Source organism: Mucilaginibacter ginsenosidivorax, assembly GCF_007971525.1.
Taxonomy (GTDB): domain Bacteria; phylum Bacteroidota; class Bacteroidia; order Sphingobacteriales; family Sphingobacteriaceae; genus Mucilaginibacter; species Mucilaginibacter ginsenosidivorax.
Map to the genome: position 1 here is coordinate 1,937,739 of NZ_CP042437.1, position 26,131 is coordinate 1,963,869.

General features: G+C 42.9%; 19 protein-coding genes. 10 read left to right on the forward strand and 9 right to left on the reverse strand.

What is annotated here, in order from left to right; translation table 11 throughout:
- Nucleotides 1-35: 35 nt before the first annotated feature.
- Complete coding sequence (locus FSB76_RS08210) at nucleotides 36-1,352, reverse strand: alpha/beta hydrolase (RefSeq protein ID WP_147053115.1); 1,317 nt, start codon at nucleotides 1,350-1,352, stop codon at nucleotides 36-38.
- A 278-nt stretch (nucleotides 1,353-1,630) separates the two neighbouring features.
- Here FSB76_RS08210 and FSB76_RS08215 point away from each other — a divergent pair, with 278 nt between their 5' ends.
- Nucleotides 1,631-4,069 (forward strand): TonB-dependent receptor, encoded by a 2,439-nt coding sequence (locus FSB76_RS08215; RefSeq protein ID WP_147053116.1) that lies wholly within the window; start codon nucleotides 1,631-1,633, stop codon nucleotides 4,067-4,069.
- A 114-nt stretch (nucleotides 4,070-4,183) separates the two neighbouring features.
- Here FSB76_RS08215 and FSB76_RS08220 read toward each other — a convergent pair whose 3' ends face one another.
- From FSB76_RS08220 to FSB76_RS08230, 3 genes are all read right to left on the reverse strand, one after another.
- Nucleotides 4,184-4,414, reverse strand: coding sequence for a KTSC domain-containing protein (locus FSB76_RS08220; protein ID WP_225976449.1), 231 nt, complete (start codon nucleotides 4,412-4,414; stop codon nucleotides 4,184-4,186).
- 52 nt (nucleotides 4,415-4,466) lie between these two features.
- The gene (locus FSB76_RS08225) at nucleotides 4,467-4,856 is read right to left on the reverse strand and encodes a DUF1634 domain-containing protein (RefSeq protein ID WP_147053117.1); all 390 of its coding nucleotides are present in this window, start codon (nucleotides 4,854-4,856) and stop codon (nucleotides 4,467-4,469) included.
- 135 nt (nucleotides 4,857-4,991) lie between these two features.
- Nucleotides 4,992-5,828 carry a sulfite exporter TauE/SafE family protein gene (locus FSB76_RS08230; protein WP_147053118.1) on the reverse strand — a complete coding sequence of 279 codons (837 nt, stop codon included), beginning with the start codon at nucleotides 5,826-5,828 and terminating at the stop codon, nucleotides 4,992-4,994.
- Between the two features lie 360 nt (nucleotides 5,829-6,188).
- Here FSB76_RS08230 and FSB76_RS08235 point away from each other — a divergent pair, with 360 nt between their 5' ends.
- The 6 genes from FSB76_RS08235 to FSB76_RS08260 all read left to right on the forward strand — a co-directional run bounded on the left by FSB76_RS08235 (nucleotide 6,189) and on the right by FSB76_RS08260 (nucleotide 14,736).
- On the forward strand, nucleotides 6,189-7,562 hold the full coding sequence (locus FSB76_RS08235) for a M16 family metallopeptidase (protein WP_147053119.1): 1,374 nt from the start codon (nucleotides 6,189-6,191) through the stop codon (nucleotides 7,560-7,562).
- Between the two features lie 100 nt (nucleotides 7,563-7,662).
- Nucleotides 7,663-8,964, forward strand: coding sequence for a M16 family metallopeptidase (locus tag FSB76_RS08240; RefSeq protein WP_147053120.1), 1,302 nt, complete (start codon nucleotides 7,663-7,665; stop codon nucleotides 8,962-8,964).
- A gap of 211 nt (nucleotides 8,965-9,175) precedes the next feature.
- The gene (locus FSB76_RS08245) at nucleotides 9,176-11,023 is read left to right on the forward strand and encodes a UbiD family decarboxylase (RefSeq protein ID WP_147053121.1); all 1,848 of its coding nucleotides are present in this window, start codon (nucleotides 9,176-9,178) and stop codon (nucleotides 11,021-11,023) included.
- A gap of 161 nt (nucleotides 11,024-11,184) precedes the next feature.
- The gene (locus FSB76_RS08250) at nucleotides 11,185-11,883 is read left to right on the forward strand and encodes a hypothetical protein (RefSeq protein ID WP_147053122.1); all 699 of its coding nucleotides are present in this window, start codon (nucleotides 11,185-11,187) and stop codon (nucleotides 11,881-11,883) included.
- Between the two features lie 119 nt (nucleotides 11,884-12,002).
- Nucleotides 12,003-13,382 carry a M16 family metallopeptidase gene (locus FSB76_RS08255; protein ID WP_147053123.1) on the forward strand — a complete coding sequence of 460 codons (1,380 nt, stop codon included), beginning with the start codon at nucleotides 12,003-12,005 and terminating at the stop codon, nucleotides 13,380-13,382.
- 16 nt (nucleotides 13,383-13,398) lie between these two features.
- Nucleotides 13,399-14,736 carry a M16 family metallopeptidase gene (locus FSB76_RS08260; protein ID WP_147053124.1) on the forward strand — a complete coding sequence of 446 codons (1,338 nt, stop codon included), beginning with the start codon at nucleotides 13,399-13,401 and terminating at the stop codon, nucleotides 14,734-14,736.
- A 177-nt stretch (nucleotides 14,737-14,913) separates the two neighbouring features.
- On the opposite strand, the gene FSB76_RS08265 is transcribed toward FSB76_RS08260, so the two are convergent.
- Nucleotides 14,914-16,011 (reverse strand): AI-2E family transporter, encoded by a 1,098-nt coding sequence (locus tag FSB76_RS08265; RefSeq protein WP_147053125.1) that lies wholly within the window; start codon nucleotides 16,009-16,011, stop codon nucleotides 14,914-14,916.
- A 167-nt stretch (nucleotides 16,012-16,178) separates the two neighbouring features.
- On the opposite strand from FSB76_RS08265, the gene FSB76_RS08270 reads away from it, so the two are divergent.
- Nucleotides 16,179-16,625 carry a DUF6934 family protein gene (locus tag FSB76_RS08270; protein ID WP_147053126.1) on the forward strand — a complete coding sequence of 149 codons (447 nt, stop codon included), beginning with the start codon at nucleotides 16,179-16,181 and terminating at the stop codon, nucleotides 16,623-16,625.
- Between the two features lie 34 nt (nucleotides 16,626-16,659).
- The gene (locus FSB76_RS32080; RefSeq protein ID WP_158642864.1) at nucleotides 16,660-16,824 is read left to right on the forward strand and encodes a hypothetical protein; all 165 of its coding nucleotides are present in this window, start codon (nucleotides 16,660-16,662) and stop codon (nucleotides 16,822-16,824) included.
- Nucleotides 16,825-17,105: 281 nt separating this feature from the next.
- Here FSB76_RS32080 and galB read toward each other — a convergent pair whose 3' ends face one another.
- From galB to FSB76_RS08290, 4 genes are all read right to left on the reverse strand, one after another.
- Nucleotides 17,106-19,538: a beta-galactosidase GalB gene (gene galB, locus FSB76_RS08275; protein ID WP_192910139.1), complete on the reverse strand. Its 2,433-nt coding sequence runs from the start codon at nucleotides 19,536-19,538 to the stop codon at nucleotides 17,106-17,108.
- 666 nt (nucleotides 19,539-20,204) lie between these two features.
- Nucleotides 20,205-21,566: a type IX secretion system plug protein gene (locus FSB76_RS08280; protein WP_147053127.1), complete on the reverse strand. Its 1,362-nt coding sequence runs from the start codon at nucleotides 21,564-21,566 to the stop codon at nucleotides 20,205-20,207.
- Nucleotides 21,567-21,956: 390 nt separating this feature from the next.
- Nucleotides 21,957-23,879, reverse strand: a complete 1,923-nt coding sequence (locus FSB76_RS08285; protein WP_147053128.1) for an ABC-F family ATP-binding cassette domain-containing protein — start codon at nucleotides 23,877-23,879, stop codon at nucleotides 21,957-21,959.
- A 130-nt stretch (nucleotides 23,880-24,009) separates the two neighbouring features.
- Nucleotides 24,010-24,780, reverse strand: a complete 771-nt coding sequence (locus FSB76_RS08290; protein WP_147053129.1) for an SGNH/GDSL hydrolase family protein — start codon at nucleotides 24,778-24,780, stop codon at nucleotides 24,010-24,012.
- Between the two features lie 168 nt (nucleotides 24,781-24,948).
- On the opposite strand from FSB76_RS08290, the gene FSB76_RS08295 reads away from it, so the two are divergent.
- On the forward strand, nucleotides 24,949-26,004 hold the full coding sequence (locus FSB76_RS08295; protein WP_147053130.1) for a quinone-dependent dihydroorotate dehydrogenase: 1,056 nt from the start codon (nucleotides 24,949-24,951) through the stop codon (nucleotides 26,002-26,004).
- The last annotated feature ends 127 nt before the right edge of the window (nucleotides 26,005-26,131 follow it).

Here is a 26,131-nt window from a genome sequence, read left to right on the forward strand (position 1 = left end):
GTCCTCTCCTTTGGAGAGGATTTAGGTGAGGCTCTTTACCTCACCTTCTTCACAAAACTGATAACCGCCTTTATAAATTCGGGCTTGAGTGGTAAATCGGGCTCGTTATAGGTGGCCATGTTTTTATCCTTATCGGCCGGCGCATCTTTCAAAACGTGGTTCATTTCGGGGATAATCTCGAGCACGGCATCTGATTTGGCCTTCTTCAGTTTTTCTGCATTGGATACTTTTACCTGCAAATCGGTAGTGCCTTGCACTATCAGTATCGGAATTTTAAGTCTTTTGATGGCGCGGGTCGGATCGTACCTAAACCACGACATCAGGTACTTTTGAATGCCAGGCCTTGCTATGAAATAAAGGGACGGATCGATATTATCAGTCGTTTTACCTTTTTTTAAACTATCAAGCATTCGTTTAAAGCCCTCTGAGATATGGGTTGGCTGAGATTTCATTTGCTCGGTGAGGATATTATCGGCCGAGTCGCCGGCGCCGGCAACGGATATAAATCCTTTAACGGGCTGATCTATTGACGAGAGCATACCCACCAATGAACCTTCGCTATGCCCAAGTATAATGATCCTCGAAAAACGCTCATCGTCTGTCAAAAAATTAATCAGGTTTACGCCATCTTCCACATAATCTTCAAAACGCAACTGGTCTTCTGTGGTCGAACTTACGCTTTTGCCAACCAGGCGTTTATCATAACGCAGGGAAGCAATTCCGCTTTTTCCCAATTCATTGGCAATCATTTTATATGCGTTTGTCGCAAGGCCCAATTTAGGGCTGTTACCATCCCTGTTTGTGGGGCCCGATCCTGCTATAATAATCACCACTGGTATTTTGCCGGTTACATTTTTTGGAATAGCTAAAGTACCCGATATACTGCCTGCAAGGTTTTTCACCGTTACCGGTGTCTCCTGGATAGATGGGTCCATTACAAATGTGGCGGCAGATGCCGGAGCCGGGGCAGTTGCATCGGCGGGTACGCCTTCAAACGGCTTTAAAAACAAACCTGTAAACTGGTTTTTATCATTTAAGGCTATATTTAATAAATAGGTGCCTTTGCTAAACGTTGCTTTGTAAGAGGCAATCGGGCTTGCAAATTTCACAAAGTCGGTGCGGTCAAGGCTTCCCATCTGGGCCTTTAACTGCAAGGTTGTGGTTTTAAAGCTTTCCAGCGGCAGGGCAGCTTTCATTTCGGGGCTAAAGTAGTTGAAAATGCTATCGGGCTGGTTGGCATTATACAAATGTATAAACCTGTTAAGTGCAACCTTGTAATTTGCCGGTTCTGTTTGTGCAAATATGCGACCTGCAAAACAAAGCATCAGTACTAAAAAACTAACTTTTTTCATGTTATGATATTCAAAAAGGGCTATTGCCGGTTTGATGCGAAATTAAGAAAAATCGTATCGGTTTCCTTTTTTATTGATTTACTATATTTATATTGACAAAGCATTGTTACCGGCACTTGTTGCATTATACAAAAATTATAAATAACAGCACAAACTACATTAATATTAATATATCATAAAAAACAAATTATAATGATATTATCAGTTTAGTATTTTGTGTTATATTGCGTTACATTTTCTAAACATTACTTTATCGCAAATTTCTACATCAACTATTAATGAAGGTTTTATTCGGAGGCATTTTTTTTGCGATCCTAACCGGAGTGTGCTATGGTTCTTTTGCCCAAACAAAATCTTCGGTAATTCAGGGTAAAGTTTTGACAGAAGTCAACAGCCCTGCCGAAGCAGCAACTGTTGTGCTCATGCTGGCAGCCGATTCGGCCATCATTAAATCAACCCTGGCCGATAAATCGGGATTGTACCAGCTAACCAATATAAAACCGGGCAATTACATTCTTTTGGCAAGCCAGATAGGCAGCACTAAAGTTTATACGGGTACTTTTGGTTTAGTTGCCGGGCAAACATTTGTTGCGCCAACCATCACTCTTAAACAAACAAACACCCAGCTTAAAGCTGTAACTGTTGTAGCCCGCAGGCCATACATACAGGTTAAGCCGGGCAAAATTGTGCTTAATGTACAAAACAGCATCCTTGCCGATGGCAATTCGGCGTATGAAGTGCTGCGCCAGTCGCCCGGTGTACATGTAGGGGGCGATAAAGAATCATTAATTATCAGCGGTAGACAACCAGCGCTTATCACCATTGACGGCCGCGCCACAAATTTAACCGGCGATGACCTTAACAACCTGCTGCGCAGCATGCAAAGCAGCACTATTGACCAGATAGAGATTATTAGCACCGCATCGGCAAAGTATGATGCATCCGGCGGCGGCATTATCAATATTGTGCTAAAAAAGGGTAAAAACGTGGGCACCAACGGCACTATAACTGCCGGGGCGGGGTATGGTAAATATGCCAAAGGCAGGGCCGGTATCGTTTTCAATAACCGGTCGGCAAAGGTTAATGTTTTTGGCAACTATAGTTTTGATGATAATAAAACTACGCGCATCATTAACACCGACAGGAATATCAGCTACCACGATACTTTAAGTGATTACAACGTTGCCTATCATAATATCCAAAAAACGCAAAACCACAATTTTAAAGCAGGGCTTGATTACTCGTTATCGTCGAAACAAAGCATTGGTTTTTTAGTAAGCGGTATTATAACTGATAGTAAATTCATAAAAGATAATACTTTAAAAATATCCAATCAAAATAAGCTGGACTCTATCATCATATCGCAATCCAACCTCGACAGGGGCAGCAACTTTTTAAATTATAACATTAATTATAACGCCGAACTTGATAAAAGTGGCAAAAACCTTTCGGCCGATGCTACCTACTCTACTTATAGCCGCCACTCCAACGAGTTTATTACCAACAATTTTTACACGCCTGGTGGCATCAATTATAGGGACGCCCAGCAATTGGAAAACATTTCGCCCTCCAGCATACACATATGGACATTTAAAGCCGACTATGTAAACCCGCTTACTAAAACTTCGCGTATTGAGGCCGGAGCTAAATACAACTTTGCCAAAAGTGACAACAACCTTACGTTTGGCCCCAGGGTAGGTAATGTTTATCAGGCGGACCCTAATTTTAGCAATCGTTTTTTGTACATCGAAAAAGTAAGCGCGGGATATATTAACTATATCAATAAAGTTGGTAAATGGGATATTACTACAGGCCTGCGGGCCGAGAACACCAATTCAAAAGGAAGTTCGGTAAGTACGGCGTGGGTAACTACGTCGTATAAGTATTTCAATTTATTTCCGCAAACACAGGTAAGTTATACTTATAACGAGAAAAACGTTTTCGGCATCAGCTATAACCGTGGCATTCACCGGCCCGATTACCAGGACATTAACCCTTTTTTATATTATACCGATCCATATGACTACCGGTCGGGCAATAAAAACCTAAAACCCGAATATACCGATGCCGTCCAGTTGTCGCATACCTATAACGATACTTTTATCACTACGCTATATTACAACCAAACCAACGATGCATACGATTTTCCGGTTTACCGCCAAAACGATACCACCAAGGTTAACATAACCGAGCGTAAAAACTTTGGCCATATTTATGTATACGGCGTATCATTTTACGCGCCGGTGCAGTTTACCAAATGGTGGTCGGCAAATTTTAATTTAGATGCATCGTACCTGCGCTACAAGGCTTACCCGGTTAATGGCAGTTTTAACAAAGCATCGCAGGATATTATTTTTAACAGTACCCAAACTTTCGCTATCAGCAGCACCATAGCTGCCGAAATTACCGGACGGTATGAATCGCCCACACTTTACGGTGTAAACCAGCTTAAGCAAAGCTATACGGTTAACACCGGCATCAGCAAGAGTATTTTTAACAAACGCGCAAGTATTAAAATAAATTTGAATGATATTTTCAATACAGATCGCGACCGCAATCATGCGATGTACCAAAACATCGACCTATCAGAATATAACAAAAAAGAAACCCGCGTATTGCGAATTGGATTCTCCTATCGTTTTGGTAAGATGTCAGTTAAATCGGCCGCCAAACACAATACCGGCAGTGATGATGAACAACGCCGGACAGGTAATTAGGGGCGCGGTGTTAACAGGAAAATGATGGATAGTGTTTGGCCAAAAGGCTGAGGCTGTAATCAAAAAAGAAAAACACCGGTTTAGAACTTCAGACTAAATACTTATGACTTTTAGCTACCTAATCCGGATTTCCGGGTATTTCCCTTTTATCTGGGTAATAAAAAACTTTCCTAATGATTCGGCGCTCATGAATTTTTTGAAGGATGCGTTTGAAAAGCCAAAGTATTGCCATACTCCTCCACTATCCCTAAATTCAAGTTCTAATATTTTAGAAGAAGGATCGTAGCCTGCGCTATTCAATGCCGATGACTGTACCGACTGCCTTTGCATAACATGCTTTTGCATAATACTTTATAAGCATTACAATGCGCAAAAGACAAAAAGGTTTTAAATACTTTTATCCGGCATGCCCGCTCAACATGCTGGCCATGATAATCAGCAACACAAGTATAGTGATGCCCAGGTATAAATAATCTTTTTCCATCACAAAACCAATGGCCGAAAACACCACCCGGATAATGGGCGTAGCTATTAATAATATAATACCAGCCTGGATAATGGCACGGCCCCGGCCTGTAAAAATACCATGTAAAATACCACCCACGCTACCCACAAAATCGGGTACGCCTTTAAAGGTGCTATAATCTACATGGGTCTGTCCGTGCCGGTACAGGTACACTACGCCACCAATAAATACCACGCTCATTGATATAAAGACCCCTGCCCGCAATATCCAGCCTATGATGGCTTGCATGTCGGTGTCACGGAATTTCTTTGAATCGTTCATTGCCTTGCTCATTAGTTCACTCGTTCATTAGTTCATTGGTGTCGCTTTAATAGTTAAGCTTGTTTACTATTTACAGTTGCAAAGGAATTGCCAGCGCAAAAGACCAATGAACTAATGAACAAGTGAACCAATGAACTATATCTTCCCCGCAAATCCGTTATATATCATTTGTGACGCTAAAAAGGTTACTACTACGGCAAAAACCCAGCGCAGCCAGCCCGATGAGCTGGTATGTACCAGTATCTTGGAGCCACTTAGTGCACCTAATAAAACACCTATTGCCACAGGCATTGATAGTCCGGGGTCAATATATCCGCGTTGCAGGTAAACTACTGCGCTTGCGGCTGCGGTAACACCTATCATAAAATTACTTGTTGTGGTTGATACTTTAAAGGGGATACGCATAATGGTATCCATAGCCAGCACCTTCAAAGCGCCCGATCCTATGCCTAACAAACCCGAAATAGTGCCTGCAAACATCATCATAAAAAAACCGCCGCCTACGTTTTTTACTTTATAAGCAACCGAACCATTAGCGGTTGGATAAGTGCTGTTCAGCTTCAGTTTTTCGGCCAGTACACTGGGTTCCTGGTTTACAGATTCTACCTTTTTCTTTAACGACATGATGGCCGAAAGTATAAGGATAACCCCGAATAAGATTGCAATAAAATGGGTAGGGATATAAACTGCTATCAGCGCGCCTACCATGGCACCGGCAGTAGTGGCTATCTCCAGAAACATACCCAGCCTGATGTTGGTAATACCCTCTTTAACATAAGCCGCCGCCGAGCCCGACGATGTTGCAATTACAGATACAAGCGATGCGCCAATGGCGTAATGGATATCTACTTTCAGCAGCAAGGTAAGCAAGGGGATAATAACCACTCCCCCACCCAGCCCGGTTAATGAACCCAGCAATCCCGCAAAATACGAGCCGATAAGTATAATAAGCGTTAGTACAATTACCGACATAATTTGCAGTAGTATTGAACTGCGAAAGTAACAATAACTTTTTTTAGATAAGATGCTTCTTTTTGGTTCATTGGTTCACTTGTTCATTAGTTCATTGGTCTTTTGCGCTGGAATTTCCTGGCAAGTGGCCTGAATTGGTTCACTGGTTCATTAGTTCATTGGTTGTTTGCGTCGGCAACTCCTTTGCAATTGAACTGAATAACCCAACCTGAAAATTGAAGCGACACCAATGAACTAATGAACAAGTGAACCAATGAACAAACCAAAACCAATGAACTATATTGAATTTTAATATATAACAGGGATAATACAATAGTGATTAATTTGTTTTGTTATTTTAAGCCCTTTAATATTAAATACATGAACAAGAAAGCTTGCCTGCTTACCATTCTATCTGCATTACTACCCGCCCTGATTTTTGCCCAATTGAAACTACCGGCCAATATGTTTTTAAAAAAGCTGCCCAATGGCCTGGATGTATTGGTTGTTGAAGATAATAGCGTACCCCTGGCTACCATTATGATAACTACCAAAAATGGTTCATATACCGAAACACCCAAATTTAACGGGCTAAGCCATTTATATGAGCACATGTTTTTTAAAGCCAATAAAGACTATAAAAACCAGGAAGATTTTTTAGACCGTGTAAGCGAACTGGGTATGCAGTTTAACGGATCGACCACTTACGAAAACGTGAACTATTATTTCACCCTGCCCAAGTTTAACCTAAACCAGGGCCTTGGTTTTATGAATTCGGCCATCCGTTACCCCTCTTTTAACGCCGAAGAGATGGCAAGGGAAAATATTGTGGTCGACGGCGAGTTTCAACGCCAGGAATCGAGCCCAACATATGCTTTGAGCGATGCGATGGACCATCACATGTGGGGCGATTTGTACAGCCGAAAAAATGCCATAGGTAACCACGATGTCATCCGCACGGCTACGCCCGATTTGATGGATTCCATCAAAAACAAATACTATTATCCAAACAATTCCCTGTTAACAGTTGCCGGCGATGTGGAACACGAAGATGTTTTTAAAAAGGTGGAGGCCATTTATGGCAGCTGGAAACCATCAAAGTTTGACCCATTTAAAAAATGGCCTATACCCGAATTTAAGCCGCTTGCAAAACCTGATTATTTTATAGCAGAGTCGGCGCTGAGCAACGTGCCTTTGATTATGATTGACTGGCAAGGGCCCGATACCCGTAACGATGTACAATCAACCTACGCCGCGGATGTGTTCAGTTACATTTTAAATCAAAACTCATCAACCCTTAAAAAGGCGCTGGTACAATCGGGGCTGGCGCTTGATGTAAGTATAAGCTATTTAACGCTAAGCCACGTTGGGCCTATTACTTTATTTATAGTACCCAATCCTAATAAAATTAAGGAATGTATGGCCGAAGTAAAACGGCAGCTGGAATTAATGGATAAGGACGACTATGTTACTGACGAGCAAATTACCACATCTAAACAAAAGCTGGGCATTTTAAAAATACAGGAAGAGGAGGTTGCGTCGGATTTTGTGCAGGTACTATCATTCTGGTGGTCATCAGCATCGTTAGATTATTATACTACTTACAACACCCGGTTAAACCAGGTAACCCGTGCCGATTTGCAAAACTATGTGCGGAAGTACATTAAAAATAGACCTTACTGTGCCGGCATGCTCATTAACCCCGAACTGGCCAGCCAGGTAAATCCTAAAACTTTTTTCAACGCATCAAACTAAATGAAGTCACGGGTATTGAGTTTTGAGTACTGAGTTTTCTTAACGCTTTTGATTCATCTTACCGACTACAGAGTCTTAACTTCCAAACTATTTATCACTAATGAAAAAGATACTAACTGCCATACTGTTTATCTGCGGAAGCCTGTCTGTTATGGCCCAATCAGAAACAACATCGTTTGATGTAGATGGGATAAAGGTAATTTTTAAACCTACGCTAAAAGACATTATCAATGTGCGCATGTTTTACCGCGGTGGCGTAACCAACTATCCGGCCAGCCAGGCGGGTATTGAAAAATTCGCGCTGGAAGCTACCACCGAATGCGGCACCAAAAAATATTCGGGCAACGTATATCGCGACAGGGCCGATGTTTATGGAGTTGACGTAGCCTCGGAGGGCGAATATGATTATGGTAACATCCAGATGCAATGCATCACCAAATATTTTAACGAAGGCTGGGATTTATTTACCGAATCGGTAGTAAACCCGGTTTTTGACGCGGGCGAGGTGGAATTATTACGAAGCAAAATAGTAGCTAAAATGCGCGAAGATCAATCAAACCCCGATAAGCGTGCAGAGCAGTTGGTGTTGCAAAGCGCCTTTGAAGGCACACCTTACGCTACCGATCCTGATGGCACCGAAGAGATACTGAGCAAATTAACCGCTGCCGATCTTAAAAATTATTACAGCTCCATCTTCAATAAAAACAGGATGTTTATTGTAGTGGCCGGCAAAATCAGCAAAGAGGCACTTATTGCCAAAATAAAGGCGTCATTTGCCGGCCTGCCATCGGCACCATATACGCCGGTTGCCCTAAAAGAACCGGCATGGAATGATTACAAAGTGGTTAAAGAAGACCGTAACCTGCAAACCAATTACATAGATGCCATCATGAACGGGCCAGCATTTAACAGCCCCGATTATGTGGCCTACCGTGTAGGCATTTCGGCACTCGGAGGGTCATTATTCAGCGAATTGCGCACCAAACTCAATCTGTCATATGATCCGGGTACCTATTCGGTAATGCAGCATATGCCCTATGCGCTAATGTACGTAAGTACAACCAGCCCAAAGGAGGCCGTAACAGCCATGAACCAGCAATTGAACAAAGTACTAAGCTACGGGCTGAGTCCCGAAGGCCTTAAGCGCATAAAAAGCAGTTTTATAACATCAAACTATATCAAACAACAAAGCACTGCCTCCATAACCGGCAGCCTGGGCATTGCCGAAATTTTGGGCGGCTGGCAACTTGCCGAAGACCTGCCCAAAGCCATCGAAAACGTAACCGTTGCCCAGATAAATGACGCCATGCAAAAATATATAGTCGGCCTGCGCTGGAGCTACTTAGGCGACCTGAAAAAAGCCGAAGAAGCTGATGCAGCGTTTAAGATGTTAATTCATTAGTTCACTGGCTCATTAGTTCATTGGTCTTGGCAGTGGGCAATGAGCCATCGGCTTTAGCAGGGTTGATAATCATTGAGTTTAATAGGTTAATGTCATATAAATGTATAAACTATCAAACTATAGCACCAATGAACTAATGAGCCAGTGAACTAATGAACAAATTCCACCAATGAACCAATGAACTAATGAACCAATGAACTAATTTCGCCCCATGGGTTATAAGAGTTTACAGGCTTGTATTGCCGACCTGGAGAAACATGGTCATTTGGTGCGGATTAAGGAGGAGGTTGATCCTCATTTACAAATGGCGGCCATACACCTGCGGGTGTTTGAAAACCAGGGACCGGCTATCCTTTTCGAAAATGTAAAAGGGAGTAAGTTTCCGGCAGTATCTAATCTATTTGGTACGCTGGAGCGATCTAAATTTATCTTCCGGGATACGCTGGAGAAGATCAAAACGCTCGTCGAACTAAAAAACGATCCGGTTAAGGCGGTTAAAAATCCCTTTAAATACGCTAATGTGGCGCTTACAGCCCTATCGGCATTGCCCATGAAAGGTAGTGGCAGCAGTGCCCCGGTAAACTTTGGTAAATGCACTATCAGCGATATCCCACAGATAGTAAACTGGCCTATGGATGGCGGCCCTTTTGTAACCATGCCACAGGTATATACCGAAGATGCCGATAAACCAGGCATCATGAATGCCAATCTGGGCATGTACCGTATACAGCTTGCCGGTAACGATTATATTTTGAATAAAGAAATAGGTTTGCATTACCAGCTGCACCGTGGCATTGGTGTTCACCAAACCAAAGCCAATGCAAAAGGCCAGCCTTTAAAGGTGAGCATTTTTGTGGGTGGCCCGCCAAGTCACCCCGTAGCCGCAGTCATGCCGCTGCCCGAGGGTTTATCCGAAATGACATTTGCAGGAGCTTTGGGCAACCGCCGTTTCCGGTATTTTTATGATGATGAGGGTTTCTGTATTTCTTCGGATGCCGACTTTGTAATTACAGGCACCGTGATGCCCATGGAAAATAAACCCGAAGGCCCATTTGGCGATCACCTCGGTTATTACAGCCTGGCTCACGATTTCCCGTTATTAAAAGTGCATAATGTATACCACCGTAAGGCTGCCATCTGGTCGTTCACGGTTGTAGGCCGCCCACCACAGGAGGATACCAGTTTTGGGGCATTGATCCACGAGATTAGCGGAGCAGCACTGCCGAAAGAAATTCCGGGTCTGCATGCCGTTAACGCGGTTGACGCGGCAGGTGTTCACCCATTATTGTTTGCAACCGGCAGCGAGCGTTATACACCTTATATCAAAGAACGTAAGCCGCAGGAGATATTGACCATTGCCAACCATATTTTAGGTAAAAGCCAGTTAAGCCTGGCAAAATACCTGCTGATAGCTGCGCAGGAAGATGACCCAAACCTGGATGTAAACAATATAGAAGGATTCCTGCTCCATATACTGCAACGCGTTGATTTTACCCGCGACCTGCATTTTTACACCCGCACCACCATTGATACTCTTGATTACAGCGGCGACGGACTGAATACAGGTAGTAAAGTGGCTATCACCGTGGCTGGCGACATTAAGCGTGAGCTTTGGACAGCATTACCATCATGGTTTGATTTGCCGAGGCCGATAACCAATATCAAAATGGCCATGCCCGGCGTATTGATGGTTGAAGTGCCCAAACATATAAATCATAAAGATATCGATAATGTTATTAGCATTATTGAGTATCGTTTAAAGGAAGAGGAAGATGAACTGGGCGGCCTGGCCCTCATGATATTATGCGATGATGCAAGCTTTGCCGCGGCAAACATCAATAACTTTGTATGGGTAACTTTTACACGCAGCAACCCATCGCATGATATTTACGGCATAGGCAGCTTTACCGAACACAAACATTGGGGCTGCACGGGGCCGCTCATTATTGATGCACGCATAAAACCCCACCACGCACCGGTATTGGAGCGCGACCCGGAAGTTGAAAAGCTGGTTGATAAAATGGGCGAAAGGGGCGGCGCATTGTATGGACTGATCTGAGGCCGGGATCGGTTGCCAGTTGCGAGGTTCGGGGTTCGGGAGCATGGTTAATGCATTCAAAAGCATTCCGCATCAACATCCCGGTACAATACCCCCCGTCCCCCATACAAAAATCCTGTAAATCCTGCCAAATCCCTTAATCGTGTTTATCTTTGACCGCTATGAAAAATATATCTATATACATTTTATCTGTTGCCCTGCTGGCATCCGCCTGTATAAAAAAAGACGTTGCTTATTACAGTATATCCAAGGTAACCAAATCAGATACGGCCAGTAAAGTCATCGTTAATATCAAAGCCCGCCTGACTAAGGACCAACTACTTGGCATCGCCGGAAAAATAAAATCGGACAGTGCTGCTTTGCCCAACCTGCAACTGTGTTATATGTTACCCGGTCATAACGATAAAAATACCGGATCGAATAATTTTTACGCTATTGCCAAATATCCCAGCGCCCAAACGGCAACTATGCAGGATACTTTAAAAGATTCGGAAGGCAATGTTGTAAGGCTAAAAATAACCGGCGTATCTGCCCAAATGGCCCAAAAACTGGTTAATTTTCATCCAAAGGAATTAAAAGACCAAAACTTTTTCGGGCATTTTATTGATGATAACAACCATACTGTCATCATTCCCTTCAGGGATTTAACCGACCCGAAGAAGGAATATTACATATTGGAATTGGATACAACCGGCAAAGTGGTATCTGCAACAATCCCAACTGTGGTTACTAAGGATGGTATCGAAAAATGGTTTGTTACCGACCGCGGCGATTATATCACCATAAAAGATAGCATACTTACCCAATATTCCATCGATGATTTGGGCATGCCTTACAATAGTATTAAATCGGGCCTGTAATAATATACGTGATCGCTTTCCCCTTTTTAACTAAAAACTAAGTTAAAAAGGGATAAATTTTTCCTTTTCATAATTTATACCAATATATTTATAGTGTTTAAAACATTATCAATATATCTATGACCCGAAATCTTATTAAAACCTTAACACTGAGTGTTATCGGGGTTTTTAGCTTTTGCTTTGCAATCGCCCAGCCTCGCCTGCCAGAAGGCTATTTCTGGAAAAAACTTCCGAACGGACTGGAAGTTGTTGTTATTGAAAACAGCAAAGTGCCTTTGGCTACCATCGAAATTGCCGTAAAGAACGGTGCTTATACCGAAGGCCCGGAGTTTAGCGGCCTGTCTCATATGTTCGAGCATATGTTTTTTAAAGCCAACAAAGATTACCCAGACCAGGCTTCATTCCTGAAACGTACGCAAGAACTTGGCGCAATATGGAACGGCACAACCGATGTTGAACGGGTAAATTACTTTTTTACTTTTGACAGGGATAGCCTTAGTGCGGGTTTAAAATTCATGAACGCAGCCATTCGTTTTCCTATTTACCGCGAAGAGGACATGAAAAAAGAGCGCCCCGTTGTTGATGGGGAGTTTCAGCGTGCCGAAAGCGATCCGGGTTTCCAGTTATGGTACGGCATCCAGCAAAAACTATGGGGCGACCTTATCACCCGTAAAAACCCAATCGGGATTCACGAAGTGATTAATACCGCTACGCCCGAAAAAATGATGGTTATCAAAAACAAATATTATTTCCCTAACAACAGTCTGCTTACCATTTGCGGCGACGTAAAACATGACGCAGCTTTTGCCATGGCCGAAAAAATATTTGGCGATTGGGAAAGCAGTGGTTTCAACCCGCACGAAAAATACCCTATACCGGCATTTAAGCCATTAACCAAAAAGGAATATTTTATTAAAGAAACTACCATAGCGCAAACACCATCGATGCAGATTTCATGGCAGGGCCCATCATACCTTACCGATTCGGCCTCTACTGTAGCTGCAGATTTGTTTGGCACCATTGTAGGTTTAAATTCATCAAAACTACAGCAGGCTTTGGTTGATAAAGGTTTGGCAAGCAGCGTATATGTAAACTATACAACAAGTAAATATGTTGGCCCTATTGATATGGGTATTGAACCGAACCCAACCAAGCTTAAAGAATGCTATGACGAAGTGATAAACCAGATAAGCCTGTGGGCAAAGGACGATTACTATACCGATGAGCAGCTGAAAGATGCGAAGGCCATATTAATGCGCAATAGCATTCACCGTAAAGAAAAACCATCAACCCTGGCCAGCCAGCTAAGCTACCAATGGTGCAGCACATCGCTTAATTTTGCTACCGACCTGGATAGTAATTATCAGAAAGTAACCCGTGCCGATATTAAGAAATTTGTGGATACCTACATTATAGGTAAACCATACGCGGCCGGCTTAATTATTTCGCCCGATTTGAGTAAACAACTGAATGCAGCTTCATTTTTTGTAGCTAAGTAATTTAAAAGATCTTATCATGATGAAGAAATATATGTTCGCCCTGCTGATTGTAGCGGCGATAGGAAATATAAAAACGGTACAGGCACAAAAAGCAGCTTACGAAACATCAGTTGATGGCGTTAAGGTAATTGTACAGCCAAGCGGCAACGACATAGTAGAGATACAAACCATTATTAAAGGCGGCGTACAAAATTACACTGCCGAAAAAATGGGTATCGAATCGATGGCGATGAATGCGCTAACCGAATGCGGTACGGTTAAGCACGATAAAAACGCGTTTAAAGATATATTGGATAAAGTAAGCGCTACTGTTTATGGGTATAGCAACAAAAACTATTCGGTAGTGCGCATGAACTGTATTAAAAGCGATTTAGATGTGGTTTGGCCCCTGTATGTTGAGGCCATGACCCAGCCGCGTTTTGATGCCAAGGAGTTTGCCCGTATTAAAACAGACGCTATTACCCAGTTAAAAAGCCTGGATTCGAGGCCGGATAATGCTATTGACAAATTTGCAGATAAAGTTGCCTTTGTTAATCGTGATTATGCCAAAGACCCTATGGGTACCGTGGACATCCTGACCAAATTAACCCCTGAAGAAACCAAAGCCTATTACAGCTCAATCTTCACCAAATCGCGTTTGCTTATTGTTGTAGTGGCCGATTTGGACCAGGCTACTATCGAGGCTAAAGTAAAAGCAATGCTGGATGGTGTTAAAAAAGGCCCTGCCTTTACCTTCAAAAAAGCGTCATTTAAAGTTTACAAAAACAGCATTAATGTAGAGCAGCGCGATTTGGCTACCAACTATGTTGAAGGCATTACCAGCGGCCCAATACCGGGTACCGAAGATTTTGACGCCTTTAACGTGGCCATGCGCATTTTTGCTAACCGCCACTTTTTAGATGTGCGTACCAATAACGGCTTGTCATACGCGCCGCAGGCCTGGTTTAGCGTTGGGCAAACGTCAACCGCACGTTTTTCGGTATCAACCACGCAACCAGATAAATATATAGCCGTATTTGATAAACTGGTTGATAAAGTAAAAACAGAAGGATTTAAACCCGAAGAAGTAGCCAACATGAAGGTTACCTACCTAACCGGTTTTTACTATAAAAACGAAACCAACAGCGCCCAGGCATCATCAATAGCATCAAACGAAGTGTTATTTGATAACTGGAAACGCTCATTAACTTTGGTTGATGATGTTAAAAAATTAACTGTAGAGCAGGTTAACAACGCCTTTAAAACCTACATCAACAATATTGTGTGGGTATACCAGGGCGACCCCAAAAAAGTAAACCAGATTTTATACATCAACGGGACATTGAATAAAGGCGAAAACGGTGTAAGCCACTAATTGGTTCATTAGTTCACTGGTTCATTAGTTCATTAGTCTTGTATGGTGAACTGATTGAATAAAATTAAAGGAAAAGGGTTCGGAACAGCAGTTTCGAACCCTTTTTTATTGTCGATATAGTTCCCCTTGACTAATGAACTTTTCACCAATGAACCATTGAACTAATGAACCAATGAGCTACTGTTCAGGCAAAATGACTTTCTTCCTCCTCTTCCATATCTCACCTTTGTGGCGGGTCGGTACGGTGTCGCCAAGTAGTTTGCCCCATGGTTTAAGGCCATCTATCCGGTCGAAAATAATTTTTAATACCGCGATAAAGGGAATGGACAGAAACATACCCGACAGCCCCCAGAGCATATTGCCCAGCAACACAACTATGATAGACATGAGTGCATTGATTTGCACTTTTGATGATACGATGCGTGGCACCAGGATATTGTTATCAATAAACTGGATTACCAGGTAAGCCACTATCACCCCCAATTGCGTGGCGTAACCATCTTTAGTAACCGTAGCCATTAATACCGGTAAAGCGATAGCGATAATGCCGCCTAAGTAAGGTACCAGGTTTAAAATGGCGCCTATAACCCCAATCAGTATGCCATATTTTACGCCAAGCAGGATAAGGGCAAGCGAATTCATGGCCGCCACAATCATCATTTCTATCAGTAAGCCTATAATGTAGCTTTGGATAGCAGTTTTGGTTTCTTTTAATATTTCGGCCACCTGTTTGGAGTTCTCTTCTGAAAACACTTCGTAAAAAAAGTTGAGCAGTAAAGTTTTATAATATAGTACCAGGAAAACGTAAACCGGTATAATAAATATCAACCCAAATATACCTAATACCGAACCCAGGGTGCTGCCCAACAGCGATTGGCTGTTATTCATTGCCTCTTTAATAAGCAGGTTTTGTTTTTGTATGGGATAACCAAAAGTTGTTGCCACCCATGATTGCGCTGAAGCCGAGATTGTTGCAAATTTTTGCTTCAGCACGGGCAGCGAATCGCCAAACTGGATTATTTGGGTGGATAGAAAATAAAACAACCCGGCTATCGCAATGGATGCGAGCAACAATGTAATGGAAATGGCCAGTGCTTTAGGGACTTTTTTACTTTCGAGCCAATTACAAACGGGGTTCAGCAAAATAGCGATGAACAAGGAGTATGCTACCGGTACAAAAACATCGGCCAGCTGGTAAAATATATAAACCAGTAAAATGAGCCCGAACATGATAACGGTACTCTTGAGGAAAAAAGGGTATTCTTTGGCAGGCATAAAAGCAGGATAATAGAGTATTGTCAATTAATGCGTCAAACGCCCAATTGTTTGGAATATATTTAGTGTAGTGTATATTTTTTAAGATTAAGAGCCTGCGTATCTTGAAAAATACCTGTAACTTATTAAGTTTGGGGTAACAATACTTAAACCGGAATATTCGCTGTATGAATTTAGATCGTTATAATTATCAAATTAGTAATGACCATCAGGACTATATATTCTATAGCGAGGGACCTAAAGGGAAAATCAAAAAGATAGTTCGTTTCTCTAAAATTCAAGATTTAGAATCTACAGTTTATAATTTAGGTTTTGGCGATGCAGACGACGAAACGGGTGTTGTGGATGATAGTGTAGTAACAAACAATAAAGACAGCAGTATGGTTCTTGCTACTGTTGCTAATACCGTTATTGATTTTACTAATTATTATGGCAATCAATATATTTATGCCACAGGAAGTACACCAGCAAGAACAAGGCTATATCAAATTGGCATAGCCGGACTTTGGGAAAAAATCAGCATAGATTTTGAAGTATATGGACTAAAGGAAGATAGCTGGCATGAATTTAAAAAAAACGTTAACTACGATGCCTTTTTGGTAAGAAGAAAATAAACAAGTATATTTGATATATCGGTAAGGAGATATTATGCCAACTACAATTAAAAAAGCGACATCGAAGAAAAGCTATAGTGGTGACATTATTAACGACGATGTAAAAAGCTACGCCGACGAGCCTTATTTTGTAAAAAAAACAGAAGAAGCACGAGCGACCCTGAAGCGGGTAGGGTTGCCAGGCCAGAAGAAGAAATAACTAAAAATTCTTGAATTGAATCAATGTAGCATCTTAAATTGTTGCTCACCGATAAATACCTTAATTTTCCCCTTACGACTATATCCTCACAGGCATCTTACCACATGTCATCTCGTTAACTGTCGCCTGCGTCAACGCACATTAATCTGTGGGTCAAGGGTACGAATAATCAGTTCTTTATAAAGGGTCATTATAAAGAACGTGGCAATTGTGAGCCATTCAAAGCTAACAATTGCCACGTCGCGTGATAACATATCGGTATTTCTTTAGATTACAGTTGGCTACTTCGCATTCAACGTAATTGTAGCAGCAGGCAAGCCTTTTGATGTTGCTGTAAATGTAACTGCGCCTGCTTTTTCTTTTGCCTGTACTATGGCCAGTGCCAAGCCGTGGAAAGCTTTACGGTACGATACCTTGAAAGAATCGTGTGTAACAGGGTCGCCGTTATCAACGCTGGCAACAAAGGCCGGGCCGCTTATTTTAAAGTCGACCAGGTTATCTGCATCTGGAACCACGTTGCCGTCTTTATCCAATATTTTTACAGTGATGAACGACAGGTCTTTCCCATCAGCTTTGATGAGCTTACGGTCGGCCGATAGTTCGATCCTCGCTGGCTCGCCTGCGGTATGGATAAGTTTGGTTAACACCACTTTGCCATCCTTGCGCGATACAGCTTTTAGCGTACCTGGCTCATATTTTACGCGCCACATGATATGCAGGTCGTCGCCGGTTTTCTTTTTGGTGCCTAATGATTTGCCATTCAGGAAAAGCTCCACTTCATCAGCACTGTTGTAATAAGCCCAAACGTCAACCATTTTGCCCGGAGTCCAGTTCCAATGTGGGAAGATATGCAGTACCGGCTTGTTTGTCCACTCGCTTTGATACATGTAGTACACATCCTTAGGAAATCCGGCCAAATCAACAATACCAAAGTACGAACTCCGCGACGGCCAGCTATATGGTGTAGGTTCGCCTAAATAATCAAAGCCTGTCCAGATGAACATCCCAGAAAGGAAATCATATTTTTTCATCACCTTCCAGGTCATCTCATGGGTCGATCCCCATGGTGGTCGTACGTTGTCATAAGCCGATACGTTATTACCTTCCCGTTCAAATGGCTTATCCCATTTTTCGGGCCATACACGGATGCTATCTGATGGCATTTCGTAAAACCCACGGGTTTCCAAGCCAGATGTTGTTTCGGTAGCTATGAATTTTTTGCCGGGGTAGCGGTCATGAAAAGCGGCGTACTCCCCTTCATGGTAATTGTAACCCACTAAATCTATCGCACCCGAACTAATGATCTTGTTATTTTTATCCGGGTTGTTATTGGCTGCTGTAATCGGGCGGGTAGTATCAAGGCTGTGCACAATGGCGGAAAGCTCCGGCGCTATCCTTAAAGCCGTGGTATCGTGCTGTTGCGGAATCTCGTTACCGATACTCCATATCATTACACTGGGGTGGTTACGGTCGCGCAGTACCTGGTCTTCCAGGTCGCGTTTATGCCATTCTTTAAAATACAGGTGATAATCGTATTTAACTTTTTCCCATTCCCAGCAATCAAAGGCTTCATCCATTACAATAAAACCCATTTTATCGCAAAGGTCAAGCAACTCAGGCGCCGGTGGATTGTGCGAGGTACGGATACCATTACAACCCATCGCTTTTAATATTTGCAGCTGACGCTCCAATGCACGGGTGTTGATGGCCGCGCCAAGGCTGCCCAGGTCGTGATGATCGCACACGCCTAAAATTTTCATGGCTTTACCATTCAAACTGAAACCTTTGTCCAAATCAAAGTTAAAATAGCGAATACCCACCGGGGTAGTATACTCGTCAATGACGGTTTTGCCAGATAGTACCTGCGTAACCGCTTTGTATAAATAAGGCTTATCAACACTCCACAAGGTTGGGTTTTTTACTGCAAGGGTGGTACTTGTTTCAAATACAGTATCCTGTAGTTGTGTTTTAGATGGTATCGCTCCGCCGCCTGCAACCGCTTTGCCAAGGGCATCATATAACGTAGTTTTTACAACCAACGCGGCAGACGGCGCCCCGTTTTTTACACTTACTTTGATATTTACCTTTGCCGATGCATTGCTTACATCTGTAGTGGTTACAAAAGTACCCCAATGGTTAATAGCGGTTTTAGCGGTAGTAACCAACCATACATTCCGGTAAATACCAGAACCGGAATACCAGCGCGAATTTGGCTGAACCGAGTTATCAACCTTAACAGCTATAACGTTATTACCACCAAAATTCAGATACGGAGTTAGCTCGTACCGGAAAGAGATATAACCATTGGGCCTGAAACCAAGCAGGTGCCCATTAATCCACACTTTGCTTTTCTGGTAAACGCCGTCAAAATCGATGTATACCAATTTGCCTTTTGATGATGCCGGAACGGTAAATGATTTACGGTACCAGCCTATACCACCCGGCAGTGCGCCGCCTTCGGGTGTTGCAGGATTATCCTTGCTGAATTTGCCTTCAACACTCCAGTCATGAGGCAGGTTAAGGCTGCGCCACTTGGTATCGCTGGTGGCGGGCTTTTCGGCATCGGCCACCTCACCCAGGTTAAAGCGCCAGCCCTTGTCAAAATCAAGTGTTTGACGGGTTTGCTGGGCAAACGTTTTGGCACTAAAAAACAGCGCGATAAGCAACAAGCCACTAAGCTTAATGACCTTTGAGGAAGATTTTATAGCATACATAAAGGCAATAATTGGATTAATTGTAATTACGACACTAAATTATAAATAATTGTGGGATTTGGAAATAAAGAGCCTGTTATCCCAGGGCAAACGCATGTAATTGGGTTAACATAACTTAACACATTTTAGATAGACAATCTATAAATAATTGATAATCAATATTTTATATTTAAACATGGTTAACACGAAACTGATCGCGTAATTTAGGCGCATCCAAATATTTGTGCCTGTTTTTGGCCAACACAAGTCCCTTCGGTAGCCGGATCATTTAACCAGGATCAGCCAATAAAACAAAGTGTCGTTTGATGCTTATATCTTCCCGACGACGACATAAGCTTATTCTGTTAGCTATTTTGATGCGTTTGCCTTGGGTGATAAAATTTCGTAAAGTTCTGAAGGAGGGATGACATCGGTTAATCCCCAAAGTCATGCCGAACTTGTTTCGGCACCCCACATGCTAAGTGTACTTCATGTGGCTCACCTGTCCTGTGGGATCCCGAAACAAGTTCGGCATGACTTTCGTTTTTCAACTTGTCATGGTAAATACGAAGATCTACTCGCAGACTTTTCAAAGCTACTATGCACGGCGTAGAATAGATTACTCGTACCTTATAATGACAGTGGTATAAAACTAAAACGGACGGGGTGTTGTATGATTTTTAAGGATTACTTCTTTACCGTATTCACCATACTAAACCCTACCAGCTCGTCCCAACGGGCAGTTGGGGGGCGGTAGTAAACCAGTAGCTGGTAATCGTTTTCGGTTTCAAAATGGCTGCCTTCAATGGGCACATCGTCGGCTTTTTTGGTTGCATTATCAACCCAAACATATTCGTAATCATATACGCCCTGTTTTAGCAACAGGTTGATATAATAACGGCCATTCTCGTCGCGCGTAAGCTTGCTTCGCTCGTCAATTTTATAATCGTTAAACATGCCTACAATGTATGGCGTGCCATCGTTTCCGGTAGTATTTGCGGCCAGGCTAAAATACACCCGGGCATAATCAGCGTCATTACGCGGGTCGTTGCCGTCCTGGTTTAAGATATAAAACTTACCGTTATTATCAAAGTACTGCACATAGTTGGGGTTATTGCGCCATGGGTCGCCAATCAGCACCACTATGTTTGCGGTATCCTTATAAATCCTGGCCACCCTTTGCGAGTTGAGCTTAAGCGTACGCAGATCAAACAGCCTGAACTCATTACGGCCCGGAAAATCGTTAATAGCTACATCATTATAAACCAATGAAGTGCCACGGATATTGGAGGGCCGGGTATTTAAAATACCCGTTGATGTACGTGCATTTTGCATTACAAAAACCCGGATATCATAGGATGGGTTCTGCACCCTAAGGCTCCCATAATCGACAGTGAAGTTTAACTTTTGATTGGTTTGCCGGGTTTGCGTACTTGGCGAAGCAAGTGTATTGGCTGCAATTGAAACCTTTTGGCCTACTACGTATAAGCGGCGGGTTAGGATCAGCTTAGATTGATCGCCATCCTCATAAACCTTCAGGATGTAATTGCCGGATATTTTGGGCGCGATATTGTCATTAGGGATCTGCTGCTCGTAATGTGTATATTTTTGAAAGGTACCTATAGAGTAGCTAAAAGTATAAAACCTATCGTCCTGAAAACTTTGCAGATACTCGGCCGGCGAAAGGTTTGACGAGTTCCAGTTGGCATCACAATGTTCGATAGTGTAATTGTAATTGCGGGTGCCGCCACGCAGGTCATCAAAAGCCAAAAGCACTTTATCATCGCTGCCCAGGTTTATAACCGGGAATGGCTGCTTGCCTGTGCCGTTAAACTCCACACTTTTAATGGCAGGATTGTATACATTGTTATCGTAAGGGGATTGGGCAAGGGTTTGTAGTGAGAGGAAAATTAGGATGAATAAGTAAACCAGCCTCAAAAACCACGCGTCATTGCGAGGTACGAAGCAATCCCCGGTATGCAAAGTGGCCTTGCAAGGTTGCCTTGTATTGTTGGGGATTGCTTCGTACCTCACAATGACGGGTTTCATAATATGTTTTACCTAATCAATTATTTCGTGTTAACACAAAAAAACACCTGTCATTCTGAACGTAGTGAAGAATCTATTCGCCGACACACATTTCCGATAGAAAAGTTGGCGATAGATGCTTCGTTCCTACCCATGACATGTTTCTTTTTCTGTCATCCTGAGCGATAGCGAAGGATCTATTGTACGCCATGCATAACCGCCCACAAAGTTCGCGAATAGATCCTTCGTTCCTCAGGATGACAGTCGTTTTTTTTTGATTGTCATTCTCCCTTCAGAATTTCGCGAAATTTTACCACTCAGCATGACAGTCTTTATTTTTGATGTCATTCCCCCCCTCAGAACTTTCGTGAAATTTCACCACTCAGGATAACAGATTTTAAGCATTGCAGCTTACGCTTCCAGCTCCAATATCTGCTCGGCCAAAGTTTCCCATTTTTGCTGAATTTGTTTCAGCTCGGCTTGCTTTTGGTTATAAGCGGCGTTAGTTTCTTTTAGTTTTTGGCTATCGGTGTATATTTTTGTATCGGCCAGTTTGGCTTCAAACTCTTTCACTGTTTTATCAAGCGCAGCAATTTGATCTTCCATTTTGGCCAGGTCCTGGTTCAGTTTTTTCAACTGCTGATGCTTGTTTTCGCCGTGCTGTTGTTTAGCGGGCTCGGGTTTCTTCTCCTCTTTTTTGGGTTGAGGTGCAGGTGCCGCCACTTTAGGTTCAAGCTTGCGTTTTGAATACCACTCGTCAAATTCGGCGTAGGTACCAGGATATATCTTTATTTTCTGATCTTCAATAAACCAAATCTTGTTGGCCACATTATCAAGGAAATACCTATCGTGCGATACCACGATAAAAGTACCTTCGTATTGCTCCAATGCCTGGATCAGGATATTTACCGATTGCATATCCAGGTGGTTGGTAGGCTCATCCAGTACCAGGAAGTTTGCATCCGCAGTAAGCGCTTTAGCCAAAGCCACACGTGATTTTTCGCCCCCGGATAATACTTTGATCTTTTTAAACACATCATCGCCGGTAAACAAAAATGAACCCAAAATGGTACGCAATTCGGTATCGGTATGTTTTGGCGCAAATGCCTGCAACTCCTGTAAAATCTGGTGTTCCAGGTGTAATGATTCCAGCTGGTGCTGGGCAAAAAAGGTAGTAGTTACGTTATGGCCGGTGGTTACTTTGCCGGTGTAATCATGATCGGCATTGGCAATAATACGCAGCAAGGTTGATTTACCTTTACCGTTAGCACCAATCAAAGCAATTTTATCGCCTTTTTCAATTACGGCTTCGCCACCATCCAGGATATCAATCGCAGGGTATTTTTTAACAATATCTTCTAATGTTACCACGTGCCTGCCCGATTGTTTAGAGAACCGGAAGGCAAAGTTTACTGATGGGTTATCATCATCCACGTCATCTACCCGCTCCATTTTATCAAGCATTTTGATACGTGATTGTGCCATTTTTGCTTTGGATGCCTTGGCGCGGAAACGCTCGATCAAACGTTCTTCCTGTTTTATTTTTGATTGCTGGTTTTTAAACTCACCGCGTTGAATTTCTTCTCGCAGTGCTTTTTCTTCCAGGTAGAAAGTGTAGTTACCCGCGTAAACAGTCAGCTTACCTTTACGCGATTCAACGGTGCGGTTAATAACCTTATCCAAAAACCACCTATCGTGCGATACGATGATGATAGCACCGTTAAAAGCCTTCAAATAATCTTCCAACCACTGGATGGATGGTAAGTCAAGGTGGTTGGTAGGCTCATCCAGCAAAAGGATATCAGGTGCCTGTAACAGGATTTTGGCAAGCATAACCCGCATACGCCATCCGCCCGAAAATGTGCTTAGCTTACGCTGGCAATCCTGCTCGCTAAAGCCCAAACCGGCTAAAATTTCGTGTGCTTTGTATTCAATGTTATAACCATCCAACAGTTCAAACTCATGCTGTTTATCGCTTAGTTTGTTAATCAAGTCTTCGGTGTAATCTGTTTCGAGTTTTTTTAGTAAAACTTCTATCTCGTCGTGCAGTTGGTTTTGGCGCTCAAAAGCTTCCATGGCTACATGCACAATATTTTTATCAGATGAATATGACAGCAAATCCTGGTTAAGGTAACCCATGGTAAGGTCCTTAGCCATTGATATGGTGCCCGATGTAGGTTTATAGTCGCCTACAATAATTTTCAGAAGGGTAGTTTTCCCGGTTCCATTGGCACCTATTAAACCAATTTTTTCACCGGGTTTTATATGCCAGTTGGCTTCATCATAAAGGGCCCGCGCACCAATCTCAAACGTAAGGTTATTTATAGCAATCATTTGGGCGCAAAGATACGGTTTTTGAGCCGAAAAGCAGAAGCGTTCAGGTTGTACGTTTTACGTGGTACGTTATACGTGTAACCCCAAGGCCAAAACGTTCAACGTACCACGTAAAACGTACAACGTTACCCTATGCTCCTACCGCCTTCAGCCACGTTTGGGCCATCAGGGCTTCGCCGGCTACACTGGGGTGTACGCCGTCGCGGTTCCAGTAGGTGGCCGGGGCAATTTTCTCGGCTTTATCAAATGCCGACTGGTAGGGTACAAAAACAGCCTCATATTGCTCGGCTACATCTTTAGCTGCCTTGCGGAATAAATCAAACGTTGGGTACCATTTATCGTCAACTGCTTTAACGCCCTTCTCGGCAAAGGGCTCGCAAATAACCAGTTTAATATCCGGCAGGGCTGCCTTGGTACGGTCTATCAGTTTTTTATAATCGGCAATATAATTGTCTATAGTTCCGGTGTAACCATTGGTAAGGGTATGCCAAAAATCGTTTACGCCTATGTGAATGCTCAGTACGTTGGGTTTTAGCGCCAGGCAATCGGTATCCCAGCGTTCGGCCAGCTGGTATACTTTATTACCGCTAACACCTTTGTTATAAATTTTAAGGTTTTTATCGGCATGGTTAAGCAATAGCTGCGATGCGGTGATAAGCGCGTAGCCCGATCCTAAGGCGCTGGTGGTATTAAATTCGGTACTGTTATGATCGCGGCCCCAATCGGTAATAGAATCACCCTGGAAAAGCACCACATCGCCGGTATTAAAATTGATTTTTTTTGACGGCTTATTATCGGCCAATGCAGCCGAAACAATCTGGGGCAGTCCCATTGCAGCTATGGTACCCACCGATGCGGTTTTTAAAAAATTACGGCGATTGGGTTTAAGAATATTATTCATAAATGGTTTGATAGATTTGATTTTGGATTTCCGAATTTACTGATTTACCCGGCTTTTTTAAACTTTGTTAAATTTTGTACCGGCATTTGCCTTATTAATATAAGCCGCCGGTTTAATTTTCATAAAATTCTGGTTTATACACCTATCAGTATTTGTTAACTTCGCGCCATGTATTTTTTATTAAAACCCATCCTGTTCCAGTTCGATCCCGAAAAAGTACATTACTTTGTAACCCGAAATTTAAAGCGCTTTAACCGCTTTCCGGGTGGTGCCGCTTTAAGCCGGGCCATATGGGATGTAAACAACCCGCAACTGGAGCGCGAAGTGTTTGGCCTTAAATTTAAAAATCCCGTTGGCCTTGCCGCCGGTTTTGATAAAAATGCCGAATTAATGGGCGAAATGGCCAACATAGGCTTTGGTTTTGTAGAGATTGGCACCGTTACCCCCCTGCCCCAGCCCGGCAACCCGCAGCCACGCATGTTTCGCCTGCCGGCAGATGGCGCGCTGATTAACCGCATGGGCTTTAACAATTTTGGAGTAGATGTAGCTGCCGAACGGATTGCATCCTTCCGCAAAAATGCCAAAGGCGCACAAAAAAGCCTCATCATAGGCGGTAACATTGGCAAAAATAAGGTTACCCCCAATGAAGATGCCGTAAGCGACTATATCAAATGCTTTGACCGCCTGTTTGATGTGGTTGATTATTTTGTAGTGAACGTAAGCTCGCCCAATACACCCGGCCTGCGCGAACTGCAGGAAAAAGAGCCTTTAATGAATCTGCTGAATACCTTACAGCAACGTAATTCAAAAAATGGCATTAGCAGGCCTATCCTGCTCAAAATAGCACCAGATCTTACAGATTCGCAGTTGGATGACATTGTAGAGATTGTACAGCAAACCGGCATTGCAGGGCTTATAGCTACCAATACAACCATCAGCAGGGAGAATTTAAATTCGCCAGCCAGCTTAAAAGACGAAATGGGCGGGCTAAGCGGCACACCGCTAACCAAACGCTCAACCGAGGTTATCAGCTATATTCACAAAAAATCAAACGGATCGTTCCCGATAATTGGGGTAGGCGGCATACACTCTGCCGATGACGCTATCGAAAAGCTAAATGCAGGCGCATCATTAGTGCAACTATATACCGGGTTTATTTACGAAGGCCCAGGATTGATTGGGAGTATAAATAAACGCCTTCTGAATGAGAATTTGCAGAATTAAAGAATAGCCAGAATCTTAAAAGTTGAAAAATTAAATCAGAATGGCGCAGAATCATAAAAATTCATTTGCACTAATTGAGAAGGGTTGCTTATTCTGCTAATTCTAAAATCCTGCAAATTCTGATTCG